Raw genomic sequence first — 20,257 nt, 5'->3', positions numbered from 1 at the left:
CTGCTCGGTCAGTTTATACTGCAAGTATTCGTAGATGTCCGCTTCGCGGTCACACACCGATATCACGTTCGCCATTTGTCCTTGCAGCCGCTCTGCCATCGCTCGTGACGCTGACTCCCACTTGTCACTTTCTTTTTCTTCGTAAGAAGTCGTCGCGTGTTTTTCTCTTTTTCCAATCGTGTTGATATCACGACTCCAGCGAGACTGTTCAATTAATCCCACAACTTGCTTTGTCTCTGGCGCAAACAGTAATACGCTATGAGCTAACAAGCCTCGTTGTTTTGCTCCTCGTCCGACATGGCCCAAATCATCTCGAATGGAGGAATGTTTATAAATTAGTGTGGTCGTGTCTTCTAATGCGAGCAATAAGTTATGACTTTTTGCTTGTTCAACCGTGGCTTTAAAGCCTGACTCTGCTATAGCCGTTGCGTCAATATTCTCGTTGCGAATAAAGCGGTAGGCACCTTCCATATCGGCGGGGGATTGAGTGATGTTTACAAGTGGTTTTCCTGGTTCATTTGCAAGCGTTGATGCTAACTTTACCAGACGCCCTGTTCTTCTTGGATCACCTAAGTCCGATTTACCGAATTGTTGTTTTGCCCAATGAGTATGTTCGTTAATCATAATGTGCCCTCAAACAAGATTTGAAGATCTGATCATGACATTGAAATTTAGTTCAAAAAAATCCCCGCTAATTTCTTAGCAGGGATTTGTGTATAGGAGACAGCTAATTAGCGCCTTTTTGATTATTGTTTAATTTTTATAATTGCCACTCTCTGGCTATCAGCTCACTTGGTTGACTCGTTAACCACTCTTGCGGGCGTAAGTAATACTTATATAGGTTAGCTTCTGGGCTACTTGGCTCTGGTTTATAGTTATATTCCCAGCGTGCAAGTGGTGGCATAGACATTAATATAGACTCAGTGCGCCCGCCACTTTGTAATCCAAATAAAGTGCCCCTATCCCATACTAAATTAAACTCAACGTAGCGCCCGCGACGATAAAGCTGAAAATCACGTTGTTGCTCTGTGTATTCGTCATTTTTGCGACGTTCAATAATAGGTAAATAGGCATCTAAAAATCCATTACCCACCGATTGCATAAACGCAAAACTCTTTTCAAAACCAAGTTCGTTTAAATCGTCAAAGAATAAACCGCCTACTCCGCGAGTCTCATCTCTGTGCTTTAAATAAAAGTACTCGTCGCACCAGGTTTTGTATTTTGGATAAACGTCGCTGCCAAAAGGCGCACAAATGTCGTGAGCAACTTGATGCCAATGTTGTACGTCTTCTAATACTGGATAAAAAGGAGTGAGATCAAACCCGCCACCAAACCACCATATTGGCTCTTCGCCTTCTTTTTCGGCTATAAAAAAGCGCACATTGGCATGACTTGTTGGTACATGAGGGTTTTTAGGGTGAATAACTAACGACACACCACACGCATGAAAGCTGCGCCCTGCAAGCTCTGGTCTGTGCGCTGTTGCCGAACCAGGCATTGAAGCGCCAAATACATGAGAGTAATTAACTCCGCCTTGCTCTATTACAGTGCCATTAGTGGTTACGCGTGTACGACCACCACCGCCTTCTGCTCGCTGCCAGTTATCTTCTATAAATTTAGCACTGCCATCTGCAGCCTCCAAACCTTGGCAAATAGTGTCTTGCAAAGCCATAAAGTATGCTTTTACTTGATTTAATAATTCGCTTTGCATATTAACCTCTAAATATTTTGCCAGTCATGGCGTCTTTTATTGTGCTTGGTTGAGTATTACCACCTAACGGCTCGTCAACGTAAAAGCCAACTTGTTCTGCAAATTGCGCTTTGGCTTGCTCAATACTAATTACCGTTTCTTGACCGGTTAAGTTTGCACTGGTTGATACTAATGGCTTGCCAAACTCTTGGCACAAACGCTTTACTGTTGGATGGTTTGTTACTCTTACCGCGATGGTATCAAACTGCCCTGTGAGCCATTTAGGCGTATTTTTAGATGCAGGCATAACCCATGTAATTGCAGCAGGCCAACTCGAAAAAATATCAGCGCGTTTATCCATTGGTATTTTTGCATCATCTACGTATTTTAATAATTGTCCGTAGTTATCAGCGATTAAAATAAGCCCTTTTTCAACCGGGCGCTGCTTAATAGCTAATAGTGCCTCAACGGCTTGTTGATTATCTGGATCACAACCTAAACCATATACAGCTTCTGTTGGGTATAAAATAACTTCGCCTTGCGTTAAGCATGTTATTGCAGTGGGCGTATTTGAAAGGTCTGACAAAGTAGTCTCCAGATATAATTAAACGTTATTCAGTTGGGGTGAGCTTATGCATGCAGCTTTTTTGTGGGCATTGCAATAATATGCCGTTTGCCATATTTCTTTCTATGACGATAGGCCAGTCACATTCAGGACACGGATGTTCAACCGGTTTATTATTAAGCGTGTATTTACAACTTGGGTAGCAATCACAAGAATAAAATACTTTACCAAACTTATTACTGCGCGCGACTAAATGACCTTTTTTGCATTTAGGGCAACTAGGCAAAGTATCTTCGCTTTGCTTTTCTTCATTTTCGTTAGCAATATAATGACACTCTGGATAACCCGTACACCCAATAAACATACCATAGCGGCCATTTTTAACCACCAGCGGTTTTCTACACTCAGGACATGCAGAATCTTCTAATATTTTGATTTCGTTACTGTCGTGATGTGCCAGCGGCCTAATAAAGTCGCATTTGGGATAACTTGCGCATCCTAAAAAAGGGCCTGATTTACTATTGCGGATCACTAACTCTGAACCACACTGTGGGCATATCTCGTATTCTTTTTCGAGGGCGTGCTTGTTCGCCGAGAAAAGCGAATGGTCGATTTTACTCATGGTGATCCTAATAGGTTGGTGAATTTTCGCCTAATATACCCAAACCACTTAAAGATACAAGCAATGCCGTGCTTATCCTTTTAAGTAATTTGAGTACAATCAAGATAATTATCTCTAATGAAGAAGTTCGCTGGGTTCATCAAAAATCAAATCTTCCATTTGCTCATATGCCTCTTCAGAGCCAGGAACGTTAAACAAGATCATAAGTACAATCCACTTTAAGTCTTCTAGGCTTATAGTTGGTTTATCGAGAGAGGCTAAACAGTCCATTACCATTTCACGTGTTACATTGTTAATTACGCCTATTTGTTCAATAAACATTAAAAAGCCACGACACTCAGCGCTGAGCCTTTGGCATTCACTATCGGTAAATATACGCACAGCATCTTTAGGGTTAGCAATAAGATAAGGAGACTCATCGCTGTGTTGTAAATCGGCTAGTTGCTCTAACCAATCAAGAGCTTTAAATATCTCAGGCTTATTAAAGCCCGCACGCAGTAGCTCATCGGTTAACTCATTTTGCTCTGCAAATATATCCGCTTCGCTATGAATGTAATTTTCAAAAAGATACAAAAGAATATCAAACATATTACCTTCCTGCGCTTAACTTGATGTAACCATCTAACACTCGCTCAATCTGATCGTCTAATTCTAAATCGAGCAACCTACTGAGTACTTTATCTATTGGCCACTGCGCACGACGCACAATGTCATCTACACTGGTTACTTCAAAGCCAATACTATTTAAAACCTCACATTGAGAATTGGCTTGAATCGGCTGCTCTTTATTAAATACATTATTGTCGTAAGTGAAACTCACCTCATCAAGAATGTCAGCCACGTTTTCTACCAGCTTAGCACCTTGCTTTATTAGAAAGTGACTTGCCTGCGCTAACGGGTTTTTAATAGAACCCGGTACTGCAAATACCTCTTTATTTTGTTCAAGCGCATAGCGTACTGTAATTAACGAACCACTTTTAATTTCAGCCTCAACAATAAGTACTCCTAACGATAACCCAGAAATAATACGATTACGGCGCGGAAAGTTATGCGCATGAGCAGCTGTGCCTGGTAAAAACTCACTCACCAGCAAACCGCTTTCTAAAACTTGGTCTGTTAATAGTTTATGGCGTTTGGGGTAGTAAATATCAACCCCAGTACCAAGCACAGCTATGGTTTTACCTGTACCAGCAAGAGAACCTTTGTGTGCTGCACCATCTATTCCCCGCGCCATACCTGAAGTAACTGTAATACCCGCCAAAGTTAACTCGTATGCAAATTCTGAGGCTATTTCAAGCCCGGTAGGTGTAGCATTACGACTGCCAACAATTGCAATTTGTGGAGTTGATAATAACGAGACATCTCCCCTGCAAAATAGTAATAAAGGCGCACTGGCAATCTGCCGGAGATCTTCTGGGTAAAGCGCATCAAAAATACAGACAACAGTAATGTTGTTCAGCGCTATTAATTGCTCATAATGACTGACTTGTTGCCAATTGGTGTTGAGTAAATTACTCGCTTGATTAGCGGTTAACCCAAGCTGTAAAAGCTTGTTATGAGATAAGTCGAATAACGACCCAAGGGAATAGTTTGTAGATAGTGCTAAAAGGGTTTTTATACCCAACCCTTTACACATATAAAAGGCAAGCCAGTGGGCTAGCTTGCCAGATGACTGATCCATGCTCTCTCCTAGAGCACCGACTCGCTACTTCTTAATGAATAACTGCAATATCTCCAATGCGAATTGGGTGCTGGTTTTTAGTTATTAATGCATAACTTACTTTGTCATACACTTTAAAGACAATTAGCTCACCAACTTTTTCTTTAGGCATGGTCCACGTTGTGTTTTGTTCGTCAGACTCATCACCAAATAATTGGCTCACATCAGATAAAAGCTTCTCATATTTACTAGAATCTTCTGGGTAACGAGGGCCACGAGGACCATCAATAACCGTTGGTGATTGACGCTCTAGATCTAATACATGACCCGCTTCTATATTTTGTTCACTGCCTAAGTTTAGCACCACAACATCCATTGTGCTGAATTCTCTAACTTCGCGTGGTGAAGCAATAATATTACCTGTTACAGGTTCTGAAGGGCGGTGTATATCAAAGTACGCAGGAAGCATTTGGCCTTCCATTGCCGGCATTAAAAAATCACCTTGCTGTATTTCTCGTTTAACAGACTCAACGCGTAATGACGAAGGCACGCCATTTTTCTCATCGCCCGCTCTAAAAGCACGTGCTATACCCACGTAAGATGCACGCGTTGCTAACACTTCACCGGTTAAATCAGTGTAGGGGTCACCTTTATGGTAAATAGCATATGCTTTATGTACTTGTAAGTCGCCTTTAACATATAAAATATGGCCTAGCGTTTGTGTTTTAGTATTTTCGTTTGCACCTAAAATATAAGGTTTACCTTTAATATCGTCACTGTTCATTGCTTGCTCGTAACTGATATAAGGTTTGATCATTTCAAGCGGCAAAGTAGTAATAGCATCACGCCCTTTTGGTGTAATACGACCCTGAGGAGATAGCTTTCTATATCCTTTATTTATCACTAAACGTGGGTTTCCATCTGCATCGTATATCAACGCTAATGCATCACCGGGGTAAATTAGGTGTGGGTTGTCAATTTGTGGATTCATTTGCCAAAGTTCAGGCCATAGCCAAGGCTCATCTAAATAGATGCCAGAAATATCCCAAAGTGTATCGCCTTTTTTTACAACATACTGTTTTGGTGCGTCTTTTTTTATTTTAAGTACATCAGCAACTGCGGGAAACGCAGCGCTTAACGTAAGCATGATTGCAAGTAGTGGAGATTTCATCGAGCTTCCTTGTATTGTTTTTTCATTATTATTGCCCAAAACCTGTTAAAGGTGAACGCGAATGGCTAAAATAAGAGCATACAATACCCTAAATTAAGCACAAGTGAAAAAGGTAACTATGGCTAGGTTAGAAGTTTTAAGATTTCCAGATGAACGTTTACGTACTGTAGCAAAAGATGTTGTACAAGTTGATGACACAGTACGCCAAATTGTAAAAGACATGCTAGAGACAATGTACGATGAAAATGGCATTGGTCTTGCGGCCACGCAAGTAGATATTCATCAACGAATCGTTGTTATTGATGTATCAGAAGAGCGCAATGAGCCACTGGTATTAATTAATCCACAAATCATAAAAAAAGACGGCTCTACCGTTAGCGAAGAAGGCTGTTTATCAGTACCTAACTCGTATGCAAAAGTAGATCGCGCAGAAACAGTAACAGTCGCAGCACTTAACGAAAACGGTGAAGAATTTGTACTAGATGCAGATGAATTATTGGCTATTTGTATTCAACATGAACTAGATCACCTTCAAGGTAAGCTATTCATTGATTACTTATCTCCATTAAAGCGCCAACGTATTCGTAAAAAGCTTGAAAAAGAAGCCAAGTTTGCAGAACAGTAATAAGCACCTTAGGAAAACTCAGTGACTCGACCATTACGCATTATATTTGCCGGTACGCCGGACTTTGCCGCACGTCATTTACAAGCGCTGATACAAAGCGAACACCAAATAGTGGGTGTATATAGCCAGCCAGATCGCCCTGCAGGTCGTGGTAAAAAATTAAAAGCCAGTGAAGTGAAAGAGCTAGCGCTTGAGCACAACTTACCGGTTTTTCAGCCACAGTCATTAAAAAATGATGAAGCACTAGCTGAGCTAACAAGCTTAAATGCCGACATTATGATTGTTGTAGCATATGGCTTAATTTTACCTAAAGCTATTTTAGAAGCGCCACGTTTAGGTTGTTTAAACGTGCATGGCTCTATATTACCGCGCTGGCGCGGTGCTGCACCTATTCAACGCGCAATTTGGGCAGGTGATGAACAAACCGGCGTAACAATAATGCAAATGGATGAAGGGCTAGATACCGGCGATATGCTACATATAAGCCGCTGCCCTATTAGCACAACAGAAACTAGCGCAAGCTTATATACAAAGCTTGCTGAGCTAGGTCCAGATGCGTTAATTGAAACCATTAATAAATTAGCTAATGGTGAGATCACCCCTGAACCTCAAGACGATGAACTTGCTAACTACGCTAAAAAGCTTTCTAAAGAGGAAGCTGATATCGACTGGTCCATGAGTGCGCTTCAAATCGAGCGAAACATTCGCTCTTTTAACCCGTGGCCAATGTGCTTTACCCAAATGGGTGGGCAAACAGTAAAGATTCATCAAGCGCAGGTTATGCTGCAATCAGGTGATCCTGGGCAAATTTTATCAAGCGACAAAAATGGCGTAGTAGTGGCGTGTGGCGAACACGCTTTATGTATTACGCAATTACAGCCGCAAGGTAAAAAACCAATGGCAATTAACGACTTTTTAAATGGTCGTAGTGACTGGGTTACTCCTGGCACAATATTAGGCGAAAACAATGAGTAATGTTCCAAACGTACGAGCGCTTGCCGCTGAAACTTTATATAACGTAGTTGATAAAGGCGCATCGCTTAATCAAGAACTTCCATTTGCAAGCCAAGGCTTGCCGCCTAAAGATAAAGCGTTGCTACAGCAAATTTGTTATGGCGTTTTACGCTACTTACCGAGCCTTGAAAATTACTGCCAACACTTAGTAGAGCAGCCATTAAAAGGTAAACGTAGAATATTTCAGTTTTTATTATACGTAGGTATTTATCAACTGCAGCATATGCGCGTACCACCTCATGCTGCCATTTCAGAAACGGTTAACGCACTGGCTCAACTACGCGCTTTAGGATTAAAAGGACTGATAAACGCCATTTTACGTAGCTTTCAGCGCCAACAAGCTGAGCTTGAAGAAAAAGCGAAGCTTATTCCGGTATGTTTATACAACCATCCAAATTGGTTTATTAAACAGGTGCAAACAGCCTACCCAGATAGCTGGGAAGCACTACTTGAAGAAAACCAGCAACAAGCGCCGATGTGGCTTCGTGTCAATCAAGCCCAATTTAGCACGCAAGAATACAGCGACATGCTTAGCGCTAACGATATTGAACACACCTTAAACCCTGATTTTATTGATGGGATTAAGCTTGCCAAACCACGTGATGTATTTTCGTTACCTGAGTTTGATACAGGTGCATGTTCAGTACAAGATGCTGCCGCACAACTTGCAGCTCGCTTTTTAGAACCTAAAGCAGACGACTATATTTTGGATGCCTGCGCAGCCCCTGGCGGTAAAACATGTCATATTTTAGAGCTTGCTGATGCTGATGTACTTGCACTTGATAGCGACTCAACTCGCCTTGAACGTGTTAAGCAAAACTTAACTCGTATTGGCTTAGGTGCAGACCTACAATGTGGCGATGCATCGCAACCACATACCTGGTGGGATGAAAAATTATTTGATCGTATTTTACTTGATGTGCCTTGTTCGGCCACTGGCGTAATTCGCCGTCACCCTGACATAAAATGGTTACGTCGCGCATCAGATATCGAAGACTTAGCCAAGTTACAAAGCGATATTCTTGATAGCATTTGGCCACTGTTAAAACCAGGTGGCACATTGGTATATGCTACGTGTTCGGTTCTTCCACAAGAAAACCAACAGCAAGTTGCTAAGTTTTTAGCTAATAACGATGATGTAGAACATATACCTCTACACGAAAACGATACCGTAACAACGCCAGGTTTGCAGTTACTGCCCGGTGAAAGTGATGGATTTTATTACGCTAAGCTAGTTAAAAAAGCCTAATAGCCGTACACTAAATAGTTAGCCATTTATGAAACATTAAATGGCTATTTTTTTAATTAAATTATGATCAATACCACGGGTAAATAATGAAAATAATTATACTCGGTGCCGGGCAAGTTGGTGCTACGCTTGCTGAAAACTTAGTTGGCGAACAAAACGAAATTACCGTTGTTGATATAGACGGTAACCGATTACGTGAACTTCAAGATAAGTACGACTTACAAGGGGTTATGGGCCACAGCGCGCATCCTGATGTATTACGCCGCGCAGGTGCTGAAGATGCCGATATGATTATAGCGGTAACCAGTTCAGATGAAGTGAACATGGTTGCATGCCAAGTGGCATACAGTATTTTTAAAACGCCTACTAAAATTGCTCGTATTCGCTCAGAGCAATACTTAAAATACCGCGAAAAACTTTTTCAAAACGATGATTTACCAATCGATCATTACATTGCTCCCGAAGCACTGGTCACTAAGTATATTCGCCGTTTAATTGACTACCCTGGTGCTCTGCAAGTATTGCAGTTTGCTGATGGCATGCTCTCGTTAGTAGCCGTAAAAGCTTACTATGGCGGTTTACTTGTAGGTTATGCGTTATCTGCACTTAAAGAACATATTCCTAATGTAGAAACTCGTGTTGCCGCTATTTATCGTCAAGGTAAAGCAATAAAACCATTGGGTACCACCGTTATTGAAGCCGATGACGAAGTATTCTTTATTGCCGCTACAAAACATATACGCGCAGTAATGAACGAGCTACAAAAACTTGAGCGTTCGTACAAAAAAATTATGATAGCTGGTGGCGGTAACATTGGGGCAGGCCTTGCCCGCTCACTTGAAAAAAACCACACCGTTAAACTAATTGAACGCAGTAAAGAACGTGCTGAGCAACTCTCAGAAATGCTCGATAACACGGTCGTTTTTTGTGGTGACGCATCTGATCAAGAACTGCTCTCAGAAGAGCATATTGAACAAGTAGATGTGTTTATTGCCGTAACCAACGACGATGAAGCAAACATTATGTCAGCCATGCTTGCAAAACGTATGGGCGCACAGAAAACCATGGTGCTTATCCAGCGTGGTGCTTACGTTGATTTGGTACAAGGCGGCGAAATAGACATTGCCATATCGCCACAACAAGCAACAATATCAGCGTTATTAACGCACGTACGCCGTGGTGATATTGTTAATGTGTATTCACTGCGTAAAGGTGCGGCAGAAGCCATAGAAGCGGTTGCTCATGGTGATGAAAGCACATCTAAAGTTGTTGGTCGCGCGATTGCCGACATAAAACTTCCTGCGGGTACAACTATTGGCGCAATAGTACGTAATGACGATGTACTGATAGCTCACGATGATACAATTATTATGTCGGGCGATCATGTCATTATGTTTTTAATCGACAAAAAACATATTACCGTTGTAGAAAAACTATTCCAAGTAAGTGCTATATTCCTTTAACTAGTTACGCTAATTAGTTAATTTAAAATACAAAAAAGCCGCTGACTAAGGCGGCTTTAGTGGAGTATCTTCGAATATTGATTACTGTACCTTTGAAAACTCTTCTTTAGAGATTTCACCATTTCCATCAGTATCTAAATCATCAAAAATCTTCACAAGTTGAGGGTTAACCTTCGCTTCTTCCATTGTAATCGCACCGTCGCCATCTGCATCAAAAGAGGCAAAATCTACTGCAGCATATGCTGCTGATGAAGATGCTAAAACGATAACTGCAAGTGTTGTATTGAATGTTTTCATAATAATATTCCTAGTAATATGGGAAGTCCTTTTCAAAGATCCCTGACTGTGAAAAATGTTTAATCTGAAAAAAGATTAGTAATTAGCGAATTCTTCTTTAGAAAGCTCGCCGCTACCGTCGGTATCTAGCTCAATAAATTCAGCCATTAAATCGGTATCGACAGCCGCTTCGCTTGGGCTAATTGTGCCGCTACCATCGATATCAAGGCTGTCAAAATCTGATGCTGCAAATGCAGCTGAAGAAGATGCTAGTACTATAAGTGCTAATGCTTTATTTAAATGTTTCATAACTTAATCCTTCAATGTTCTATCAAAAAAATTGCTTCGTTTAACTTAAAACGTAATTTTTCACTTCCTTGTTATCCTCTTTCGTAAGCTCCCTTGCCTACTTAGGTTGTCTTTGGCAACTCAGGATAAATACTTTTTAATTAAGCTTCTGAAAATTCTTCTTTTGATAACTCACCATTTTGGTCAGTATCAAGCTCAGAAAACATGCTCATTAATTTTGCGTCTACTGATGCTTCTGCTTGGCTAATTGTGCCACTGCCGTCTACATCAAGTGTGTCAAAATCTGTTGCTGCAAAAGCGGCTGAAGAAGATGCAATAGCGATAAGTGCTAAAGTTTTATTAATGCTTTTCATAATATGTATCCTTCAAATTTATGTGTGTGCGATTAAGAATTTCACTTTGAATCACGATTTCGTTCAGTACACCCTGACTATTACAACTTAAATGCCAACATTGAAAAGCTATTAACTTTCAATAAGTTAAAAGTAAAACGTACAATAAGTAGGAATTTTCAGAGTCATTACTGTTGCCTTTTCGCAACACACTTTAGAGGTGAAAAACTAAAGTCATTAAAAACAAATAGTTATGTTTATATAAAAAGATACATTTTAAAATGTAGAGCTATAAAAGGAGGGATTTTAAAAAATAATTAAGGTTAATTTTAACGAAGTAGCTATAACAACAAAAAACAAGCCATAACAAAAAATACGTAAAACATTGTTTTATATGAATAATATTTTTAATTATATAAAAACAAAAAAACACTTTATAAATACTCACGTAAAACGACATTTTGTTGCAAATAAGCGAAAAACGATTTAGTCAACGGTGGGCTCAAGCGCAGATGGGTCTATAAAATGCTCTTTCATAAAGGTTTTCATTTCATCCTCGCTTGCTAGTAGCTTAATTCCGCAGTGCACACCTGCGACATGCTCTTTAACACTGCAAATTTCACCTTCAAAATCTTTATCACTACTATTGAGTACGACAGTGCATTGCATATCTTTAATACCTTCAGCTTGCTGATCGCCTCTAATATCAAACATTACACCAGTGAGTGAAATGTCTTTAATAAGGCCTTCAAGCACTCTATCGTCACTTAGTTTTAGCTTTGCAGGTAACAAGGTAGGTATGCGTGTTTGCGAGCGTAGCGCAAATAGCTGCACTTGCTTAGGAAAATTAATAAAGACGAGTTTAGCGGGATGAGAGGCTACTGACATAATTTGCTGGCGAAACGCAATAACTTGCCCGCCACTGCCTTCAATCAGTGCTCTTACAACAACCATTACACCATCACGTAAATAGTCACTCGCTGCAGGTAAACGCTTAGCATTGGGATAATTTAAAATAATAAACTGTTTATCGAGTAAACCAACTAATTCAGTTTTAACACGCTTACTGCTTGTAGGTGTTAATATTTCTAGGTCAACTAAACTGCCTACACCTATATGCTTTAGCTTTTCTAAATTTGTTGGCATATCCCTTTTTCCAATATTTTGTAATTTAAAACTTAAGCCGCTCGTTTATCCACGCCAAAAAGTAGGCGTAAATAACACTAATAAAGTAAATATTTCTAGGCGACCAAACACCATTGCAATAGTAAGCAACCATTTAGCACCATCGGTTATAGCACCATAATGCGACGCTACATCTCCTAAGCCAGGCCCTAAGTTATTTAAACAAGCCGCAGTGGCTGAGAACGCAGTTATGTTATCCATACCCGTGCCCATAAGCGCTAACATGATAATAATAAATACAAGCGCATATGCAGAGAAAAATCCCCACACGGCTTCTACTACTTTGTCTGGCAACGCCTTACGACCCAGCTTGATTGAATATATAGCCCGTGGGTGCACTAAACGATTGAGCTCACGCACGCCCTGCAAATAAAGTAAAAATACGCGCACTACTTTCATACCACCACCGGTAGAGCCTGCACAGCCACCAATAAAGCTCGAAAATATAAGTAAAATAGGTAAAAACAAAGGCCATGTTGAAAAGTTATCAGTAGCAAAGCCTGCTGTTGTACTCATTGAAACAGCTTGAAATAACGCCTGATCGAGGGTTTCATCGCCATTAGCAAATATTTCGTTAGAGGAAAGTACGGTAAAACAAATAACCACCAGCGCTAATTGAATACACAAAAACACCTTAAACTCTGGGTCTCTAATATAAACTTGTATATTTCGGCTCGCCACTGCGGCGTAATGCAGGGAGAAGTTAACAGCGGCAATAATTAAAAAGAACACACAAATAAAGTTAATTACAGGGCTGTCAAAGTGCCCCATGGAGGCGTCGTAAGTAGAAAAACCACCTATCGCCACCGTTGAGAATGCATGGCATATAGCATCAAACCACTCCATTCCCGCAGCCCAATAAGCCAGCATACAAGTAATAGTCAACGACACATAAATATACCAAAGGTGCTTTGCAGTATCGGCAATTCGCGGGGTCATTTTAGAATCTTTTACAGGCCCTGGTATTTCAGCGCGGTACAACTGCATACCACCAACACCTAGCATGGGGAGTATAGCAACAGCGAGTACGATTATACCCATACCGCCAAACCACTGGAGTTGCTGGCGATAAAACAATACCGACTTGGGTAAATACTCAATACCGGTAAGCACCGTAGCGCCGGTGGTTGTTAAGCCAGAAAATGCTTCAAATACCGCATCGGCGAGCGATAAGTTAGGTTCTTGTAAAAAGATAAGCGGCAAGGACGCAAACGCCCCAAGTACCAGCCAAAACAAAACAACAATTAAAAAGCCTTCACGTGCTTTTAAATCACCGTTTTCATGGCGGTTTGGGTAATAAGCCATCATGCCAATAACAACACTAAAGATAAATGCTAAAACAAAAGGAACACCACCACCGTCTTTGTATATTAAAGACACCAGTGCCGGAGGCACCATGGTAATACTAAACAGCGCAACAAGTTGGCCAAGAATTTTTATGATGGTACGAAATTGCATTTAGCTTGTCGCTTTTATTATTAGTAAATTCAGGCTGAGTAGTATCAACCAAATTAAATAGGGTCAGTATGCATTATATGCAATTTGTGTAGGTTATTACTCTTTAATAGTTAACTCAACTGCGCCGTGACTTAAATCAAAAATATCTTTGACTGCTTGCTTGGCTTCGCGGCTATCGATTGTAATCACCCACTCAATATTAGCAGTAAATTGCTTATCAATATTAAGCACTTGATACTTTGTTTTTAATAACTGCTCAATCGCGCCTTGCATGCTGTAATCACTACTCCCAGTAATTTCAACGCAGGGAACTTTAAGCACCGTTTGCAATTTTACTAGTGCATTATTTAATGAGCCACCATAAGCACGTACTAGTCCGCCGGTGCCTAATTTTATGCCGCCAAAATAACGTGTCACCACGGCAGTAATTTCGCCAAGGCCCGAACCCACCAGCACATTTAGCATAGGCTTTCCTGCAGTGCCATTAGGTTCACCATCATCCGAAAAACCATAAACATGGCTGCCACCGGGGTTGCCTGCCACATGTGCCCAGCAGTTATGACGTGCATCGCTATACTTTCCTTCAATGCTTTTAATAAATGTTTTTGCTGAATTTAAATCGGGGGTGTGTGCAATGTGGACTATAAACGTACTTTTTTTTATTTCTTCTTGATGAAAAACGTCAGCAGCAGGATATTTATATTCAGACATATTAAAAGCTCAATTAAAAATGGGGCCTAAAGGCCCCGTTCATATGCATATTTTAACGTTTATTCGCTAACTCGTCTTCATAGAAATTAATCGAGTTCTAAATTACGCGTCATATTCTCTAGGCTATCTTCGTGAACAATAATGTTATCTTCAATACGAATGCCGCCAAATGGTTTAAATGACTCTACCTTTTCCCAGTTAATAAACTGCTTATTATCGGTTTGCGCTAAATCACCAAGCAGTGAATCAATAAAGTATAAACCTGGCTCAATAGTAAACACTTGGTTTTTTTCGATCAGGCGAGTACAACGCAAGAACGGATGCCCTTCAGGCGATGGTTGATGTGTGCCCTTTTCGTCACTCATAAAACCGCCCATATCATGCACTTGTAAACCTAGGTGATGTCCTAGTCCATGCGGGAAGAAAGTAGATGTAATTTTACGCTCAACAATTTCCTCCGCGGGTAGGTTAACAATTTTAAAGTCACTAAGTATTTGTGCGATACGATTATGACATTCAACGTGTAAATCACCATAAAGCATACCCAGCTTTAAACCTTTACCTAACTCGATTTGTTGAACAGTCATCGCTTGCACAAGCTCAGCAAACTCACCCTGCTTTTTAAAATCATACGTACGAGTAATATCAGCAGCGTAACCATTAAAGTTTGCACCGGCATCAATTAAAAATGAGTTGTGGGTGTGTGGCACTTTTGGATCAAAGTGCGTGTAGTGCAAAATAGCGCAGTTTTCGTTAAGCGCAACAATGTTGCCGTACGGCATTTCATTTTCGCTTTGACGTGTCGCCATTAAGTACGCTTGCTGAATGTCGAACTCGCTACCACCATTAAAGAATGTATCGCGTGCAGCTTTATGCCCATCTACTGCAATGCGGTTAGCGTTGCGTAAACATTCAAGTTCGTACTGCGTTTTATAAGCGCGGTGGTAATGAAAATAGTTAAGTACAGGCTCAGGGTTCATAATACTAAAACCAAGAGCTTGCGCTACTTCAATGTATTCACCCATGTAAGCATATTTAGCTTTATCGTATGGTAATAACTTTTCTACTTGATCAGGCTGAAGTAGTAGCTCTATATCAAAGTACTCAGCCCAAAAGTCGCGAGGCTCGTCTGGTACTTTATGCCAAAAATCTACTGGACGATAAAATATTAGCTTTGGTTTGTCGCTGCCATTTACCACAATCCAGCAATGAGGATTGTCAATAACCGGTAACCACGCTTTAAACTGTGGATTAACTTTAAATGGATAATACATATCATCTAAAAACTGGCGCTTAGCTTGGCCTGAATGAATTACTAATCCTTCTAACCCTTCGCTATTACAAATTGTACGAGTACGCTGTTGCAGTGTTGCAATATGTTCGGCGTATAAAACGGCTAATTTATCCATTGTTAATCCATCTGTTAAATTTAACTTGCTATGAGTCTATCACTTATACCAATTGCATTAAATTAATGATCTATTATAGCGATAAGAAAATAGCTTAATAACAAGGCTAAAATTATGATACATAGTTGTTCTATATAAATAATTTTTAACGCAGTTATTGAATTATTTAATACGCTAGAATGATCACGTTTTTAATAAAATTGGTATTACCCTCAGCGCTCAAAAAAGGGGATATCTAAACGCATTAGATATCCCCCCTACTTTAAACTTATGTTTACTAACCGCCCATTTTCATTTCGAGTAGCGGCGCTAATACATTACCTTCTCGGCCCATTCTTGTATGGTAAACCTGCCTGTACGCAAATACATTTTTTACGTAATCGCGGGTTTCGCGATACGGAATAAGCTCTACCCATAACTCAGCCGGAATAGCGTCATCAGGTAACCAACGCTTTATACGGTGATAACCCGCATTATAAGAAGCCGTAGCCAGCACTTCATTGCCATGGTTTTTCTTTTTTAAGTATTGTAAGTAACTCGTACCCAACCTAATATTTGTTTTAGGTTGATATAAACGACTACTTGTCACACTGCCTTTATTTACATACTCAGCAGTACTAGGTAATAACTGCATTAAACCACGCGCATTAGCATGCGAGCGTGCATCTGGCGCAAAAGAGCTTTCGCGCCTTGCAATAGCAATACTCCAAGCAACATCTATCTTGCTACGTTTACTGTAGCGCTCAAAAACATCTTGAAACGCAAACGGAAAACGTTGCTCTACATTATCCCATGCTTTAATTTTTGCTAAAGTAAAAATAGTACTGTCGTGCCAACCTAAATCGGTAGATAACTGTGATGCTGCCAGCTTTTCTTCATCGCTAGAGGTATCCGTTAAGTAATTCCATTCACGGCGCGCCGACGTAAAGCGCTCAATATCATAAAGTGCTTTTGCACGCTTAAAGCCTGGTGCATTACTCACTTTATCTACAAGTACCTTATCGACTGCTAAAGGCTGATTATTTAAATCAACGGGCAACCCCAAACGTGCTGCGGCTAAAAAGCCGTAATAATCACGATTAGCCGCTACTTTTTTCCAAATGTCGTCTGCTTTTTGTTGCTCGCCACGTTGTGCGTAGCTATAAGCTAACCAATATTGCTGACCAAGACTTAAATTTTCTTTACCTGTAAAAAATGCAGCAATCCCTTCCCAATCTTGGGTTTTGAGCATATTGCCCAGTTGCCACTGAATAAGCTTGCTGTCTAGTCGCTCTTTTGGCACTTTATTTAGCCAAAAGCTCGCTTGTTTATGCCCGCTAGAGGCAAGTGACAATGCAAAAGTGTAATACACATCCGCTTTTTCTTCATCGCTGTACTTAAATATTTTTTCTAGCTTTTCCCATGCTTTTAAAGCTAGCTCTTTATCGCGCCAAACCAAACGCTTAACACCATAAATAGCTATTTGCCCTTCTTTAGCCGACTTGTTTTTATATCTATATAATCCAGCGGCTGCGCTTGGATCTTTTCGCACTTTTAAATATAAGTCAGCTAAGTAACGCTCCTTACTTGGTAATAAAGTTTTTAAGTAAGGTAATAAGCTTTGCGTTCCGCCTTGTGCAGCAAGTGTTACACGCTTCCAAACCGTTTCTTCTTTCATGTAGCCTTTTTTACGCCACGTAGAAAATAAACTATCACAACCATTAGGTTGCGATTTACCTACAGCCCATAAGTCGGTCACCTGATTTAGAATTGCCTTTTCGGGCGCACCTAAATCAAGCTGAAAATCTAAATAAGTACAAGTAAGCTCCGTATTAGACGTTTCACGATAGTTGCGGATATACGCCGCCTTTTCGTTGTTATCTTTTAAATACTCTAACCACGCTTTACGGACCGGCCACTCAAGCGGCGTATGCTGGTATATATTTAAATATTCTTCTATTTCTGCCTGATGTTTAATGCTCGGATGGCGTTGCCAATACGTTTTTTCAACATAAGGTTTTAACGGATGATTTAGGTTACTAACCGCTTGTTTAAAGTCTTGGTAACTGCCGTACCTTACTTTTTTTTCGGCATCTAAAAATGCATCGTTATCGTTACTTGCCTCGGCAGAATGAAGAGGAAAAATGAATGCAGCTGCCGCAACACTTAGTAAATATTTTTTCATAATGTCCTTTAATAAAAATTAAAGTTGTGAATAAAAACTTTTCAACCACCTTAGCACCAAACCAGCTATATTTTAACCAGTCGATTGTAACCGAGTTAAATTTTTCGTTGCATTTTTAATTTAAAGCAAGCACACTGATTGAAATGCAAACTCATCGTACCAGTCTTAGTTCGTCAACTAGGGAGAATAATAATGTTATATAAAAGCGATTCCTTTGAAGTTAGCTTCCTAAAGGAAAACATCGCCGAGTTTAAGTTTTGTGTTGCAGGTTCTGTAAACACACTATCTCAAAAAACTCTTTCAGATTGCGCAGCAGCATTAAAAGAATTAGCCGCCAATACTGATATCAAAGGCATGATTTTTACCAGTGATAAAGACCACTTTATTATTGGTGCCGATATCTTCGAATTTTTACCTACATTTACTAAACCTGAAGAAGAATTAGTAGTGTGGATCAAAAACGCAACCGACGTTTTTGATGCAATTGAAGATTTACCATTCCCAACTCTAAGCGCTATAAACGGTATGGCACTTGGCGGTGGTTGTGAGTGGGCACTTGCTACCGATTATCGTGTGGCAAGCGAAACAGCTAAAATGGGCCTACCAGAAGTTAAACTTGGCATAATGCCAGGGTTTGGTGGCACAGTGCGCTTACCACGTATCATTGGCGCCGATAACGCGATGATGTGGATTACCTCAGGCGCAGAAAACCGCGCAGCAGATGCCCTTAAAGTAGGTGCGTTTGACGCGGTAGTTAGTGCTGACAAACTTCTAGAGTCAAGTGTATCAACACTTGAACTGGCGATTGCTGGCAAGCTAGATTGGCAAGCAAAACGCAACGTAAAACTACAGCCACTTAAATTAAACCGTGTTGAGCAAGGCATGAGCTTTGCTATGGCAGAAGGTATGGTAATGGGTAAAACCAAAGGCCACTATCCTGCACCGGTTATGGCTGTACGTACTATTAAAGCAGCGGCAAACTGTACTCGCGATGAAGCAATGGCAATCGAAAACGCTAACTTTGCTAAATTAGCACGTACACCAGAAGCAGCAGCACAAACTGGTATATTCCTAGCTGACCAATACATTAAAGGTAAAGCACGTAAATTTGCTAAGCACAGCGATGTAGAAATTAAGCAAGCCGCAGTATTAGGTGCTGGTATTATGGGTGGCGGTATTGCATACCAGTCTGCTTATAAAGGTACGCCTATTATAATGAAAGACATCCAACAAGATGCGCTTGATTTAGGTATGGGTGAAGCATCTAAATTATTAGGTGCAAAAGTTAAGCGTGGTCACATGCCAATGGAAAAAATGTTGGCAACACTTAGCAAAATTAAGCCAACACTTAACGAGTCAGACCTACAAAGTGCCAATATCATTGTTGAAGCCGTTGTAGAAAACCCTAAAGTTAAGCAAGCAGTACTCGCTGATCTTGAAAAGAACATGCCAGAAGGCACTGTACTTACTTCAAATACATCGACTATTTGTATTGATTTACTAGCACAAGCGCTAGATAAGCCAGAAAACTTCTGTGGTATGCACTTTTTCAACCCTGTGCCAAAAATGCCATTAGTAGAAATTATCCGTGGTGCAAAAACCTCAGATAAAACAATTAATGCAGTAGTTGATTACGCGCTTAAATTAGGTAAATCGCCAATTGTTGTTAACGATTGCCCAGGCTTTTTTGTAAACCGTGTTTTATTCCCTTACTTTGCAGGTTTTAGCAAATTAGTGGTTGAAGGCGCTAACTTTGCAAAAGTAGATAAAGTAATGGAAAACGTATTTGGCTGGCCTATGGGTCCGGCTTACCTACTTGATGTTGTAGGTATTGATACAGCGTTCCATTGTACTGGCGTAATGGCTGACGGTTTCCCTGAGCGTATGGCGCGTGCTGATAAAGACCCTGTGACTATTTTTGCCAACGAAAAACGTTTTGGACAAAAGAACAAAGCCGGTTTTTACAAATACGAAACAGATCGTCGCGGTCGTCTTAAAAAGTCTCATGACGAGACAGCAATTGAGCTACTAAGCCCAATCACAGACGCACCAAAAGAATTTGATAAACAAGAAATCATCGACCGTTGTATGATTCCAATGATTAACGAAGTGCTACTGTGTTTGCAAGAAGGCATTGTTGCCTCGCCGCAAGAAGCAGATATGGCATTAGTTTACGGTGTTGGTTTCCCTCCATTTAGAGGCGGCGCGTTCCGTTACTTAGATCAAACTGGTTTAGCTAACTTTGTTGCAGCAGCAGACAAATACGCTCACCTAGGTGCGATTTACCAAGTATCTGAACAAACTCGCAAGTGGGCCGAAGAAGGTCGTGTTTTCTATAAGGTGGAAGGTTAATA

At 40.5% G+C, this 20,257-nt stretch carries 20 protein-coding genes; 5 read left to right on the top strand and 15 right to left on the bottom strand.

Features of this window, described 5'->3' with window-relative positions; all coding sequences use genetic code 11:
- The 7 genes from H5117_RS17320 to H5117_RS17290 all read right to left on the bottom strand — a co-directional run.
- Nucleotides 1–624, bottom strand: a 624-nt coding sequence (locus tag H5117_RS17320; RefSeq protein ID WP_182738755.1) for an IS4 family transposase, incomplete at its 3' end; no start/stop codon positions are given.
- 136 nt (nucleotides 625–760) lie between these two features.
- A complete protein-coding gene (gene hemF, locus H5117_RS17315; protein ID WP_182738754.1) occupies nucleotides 761–1,711 on the bottom strand; it encodes an oxygen-dependent coproporphyrinogen oxidase in 951 nt (316 codons plus the stop codon).
- A gap of 1 nt (nucleotide 1,712) precedes the next feature.
- The gene (locus H5117_RS17310; protein ID WP_004335153.1) at nucleotides 1,713–2,276 is read right to left on the bottom strand and encodes an L-threonylcarbamoyladenylate synthase; all 564 of its coding nucleotides are present in this window, start codon (nucleotides 2,274–2,276) and stop codon (nucleotides 1,713–1,715) included.
- Nucleotides 2,277–2,301: 25 nt separating this feature from the next.
- The gene (locus tag H5117_RS17305) at nucleotides 2,302–2,877 is read right to left on the bottom strand and encodes a type I DNA topoisomerase (RefSeq protein ID WP_182738753.1); all 576 of its coding nucleotides are present in this window, start codon (nucleotides 2,875–2,877) and stop codon (nucleotides 2,302–2,304) included.
- A 114-nt stretch (nucleotides 2,878–2,991) separates the two neighbouring features.
- Nucleotides 2,992–3,465: a DUF494 family protein gene (locus H5117_RS17300; protein WP_004335158.1), complete on the bottom strand. Its 474-nt coding sequence runs from the start codon at nucleotides 3,463–3,465 to the stop codon at nucleotides 2,992–2,994.
- A gap of 1 nt (nucleotide 3,466) precedes the next feature.
- A complete protein-coding gene (gene dprA / locus H5117_RS17295; protein ID WP_182738752.1) occupies nucleotides 3,467–4,558 on the bottom strand; it encodes a DNA-processing protein DprA in 1,092 nt (363 codons plus the stop codon).
- Between the two features lie 31 nt (nucleotides 4,559–4,589).
- Nucleotides 4,590–5,708, bottom strand: a complete 1,119-nt coding sequence (locus H5117_RS17290) for a LysM peptidoglycan-binding domain-containing protein (RefSeq protein ID WP_004335161.1) — start codon at nucleotides 5,706–5,708, stop codon at nucleotides 4,590–4,592.
- Between the two features lie 118 nt (nucleotides 5,709–5,826).
- Between H5117_RS17290 and def the strand changes: the two genes are divergently transcribed.
- The 4 genes from def (at nucleotide 5,827) to trkA (ending at nucleotide 10,059) form a co-directional block, all read left to right on the top strand.
- Nucleotides 5,827–6,333 (top strand): peptide deformylase, encoded by a 507-nt coding sequence (gene def, locus H5117_RS17285; protein WP_004335162.1) that lies wholly within the window; start codon nucleotides 5,827–5,829, stop codon nucleotides 6,331–6,333.
- Nucleotides 6,334–6,354: 21 nt separating this feature from the next.
- Nucleotides 6,355–7,308, top strand: coding sequence for a methionyl-tRNA formyltransferase (fmt, locus tag H5117_RS17280; protein ID WP_182738751.1), 954 nt, complete (start codon nucleotides 6,355–6,357; stop codon nucleotides 7,306–7,308).
- Nucleotides 7,301–8,596 carry a 16S rRNA (cytosine(967)-C(5))-methyltransferase RsmB gene (gene rsmB / locus H5117_RS17275; RefSeq protein ID WP_004335167.1) on the top strand — a complete coding sequence of 432 codons (1,296 nt, stop codon included), beginning with the start codon at nucleotides 7,301–7,303 and terminating at the stop codon, nucleotides 8,594–8,596. Before fmt ends, rsmB begins: the two co-directional genes overlap by 8 nt.
- A gap of 86 nt (nucleotides 8,597–8,682) precedes the next feature.
- Nucleotides 8,683–10,059, top strand: a complete 1,377-nt coding sequence (gene trkA / locus H5117_RS17270) for a Trk system potassium transporter TrkA (RefSeq protein WP_154904167.1) — start codon at nucleotides 8,683–8,685, stop codon at nucleotides 10,057–10,059.
- Between the two features lie 81 nt (nucleotides 10,060–10,140).
- On the opposite strand, the gene H5117_RS17265 is transcribed toward trkA, so the two are convergent.
- The 8 genes from H5117_RS17265 to H5117_RS17230 form a co-directional block, all read right to left on the bottom strand.
- Nucleotides 10,141–10,356 carry an EF-hand domain-containing protein gene (locus tag H5117_RS17265; protein ID WP_024597191.1) on the bottom strand — a complete coding sequence of 72 codons (216 nt, stop codon included), beginning with the start codon at nucleotides 10,354–10,356 and terminating at the stop codon, nucleotides 10,141–10,143.
- 75 nt (nucleotides 10,357–10,431) lie between these two features.
- On the bottom strand, nucleotides 10,432–10,644 hold the full coding sequence (locus H5117_RS17260) for a calmodulin (RefSeq protein WP_004335174.1): 213 nt from the start codon (nucleotides 10,642–10,644) through the stop codon (nucleotides 10,432–10,434).
- 140 nt (nucleotides 10,645–10,784) lie between these two features.
- Nucleotides 10,785–10,997 carry an EF-hand domain-containing protein gene (locus tag H5117_RS17255; protein WP_004335175.1) on the bottom strand — a complete coding sequence of 71 codons (213 nt, stop codon included), beginning with the start codon at nucleotides 10,995–10,997 and terminating at the stop codon, nucleotides 10,785–10,787.
- A gap of 465 nt (nucleotides 10,998–11,462) precedes the next feature.
- A complete protein-coding gene (locus H5117_RS17250; protein WP_024597190.1) occupies nucleotides 11,463–12,122 on the bottom strand; it encodes a flagellar brake protein in 660 nt (219 codons plus the stop codon).
- A 45-nt stretch (nucleotides 12,123–12,167) separates the two neighbouring features.
- Complete coding sequence (locus H5117_RS17245) at nucleotides 12,168–13,619, bottom strand: TrkH family potassium uptake protein (RefSeq protein ID WP_004335179.1); 1,452 nt, start codon at nucleotides 13,617–13,619, stop codon at nucleotides 12,168–12,170.
- A gap of 96 nt (nucleotides 13,620–13,715) precedes the next feature.
- The gene (locus H5117_RS17240; RefSeq protein WP_182738750.1) at nucleotides 13,716–14,330 is read right to left on the bottom strand and encodes a YigZ family protein; all 615 of its coding nucleotides are present in this window, start codon (nucleotides 14,328–14,330) and stop codon (nucleotides 13,716–13,718) included.
- Nucleotides 14,331–14,416: 86 nt separating this feature from the next.
- Nucleotides 14,417–15,739 (bottom strand): Xaa-Pro dipeptidase, encoded by a 1,323-nt coding sequence (pepQ, locus tag H5117_RS17235; protein WP_182738749.1) that lies wholly within the window; start codon nucleotides 15,737–15,739, stop codon nucleotides 14,417–14,419.
- A 277-nt stretch (nucleotides 15,740–16,016) separates the two neighbouring features.
- A complete protein-coding gene (locus tag H5117_RS17230) occupies nucleotides 16,017–17,903 on the bottom strand; it encodes a transglycosylase SLT domain-containing protein (protein WP_149601906.1) in 1,887 nt (628 codons plus the stop codon).
- 192 nt (nucleotides 17,904–18,095) lie between these two features.
- Here H5117_RS17230 and fadB point away from each other — a divergent pair, with 192 nt between their 5' ends.
- A complete protein-coding gene (gene fadB, locus H5117_RS17225; protein ID WP_138489862.1) occupies nucleotides 18,096–20,255 on the top strand; it encodes a fatty acid oxidation complex subunit alpha FadB in 2,160 nt (719 codons plus the stop codon).
- Nucleotides 20,256–20,257 lie beyond the last annotated feature (2 nt).

This window comes from Pseudoalteromonas sp. SG45-1 (assembly GCF_014164135.1).
In the GTDB taxonomy this organism is placed as follows: domain Bacteria; phylum Pseudomonadota; class Gammaproteobacteria; order Enterobacterales; family Alteromonadaceae; genus Pseudoalteromonas; species Pseudoalteromonas distincta.
This window is presented reverse-complemented; position numbering and strand designations above follow the sequence as displayed.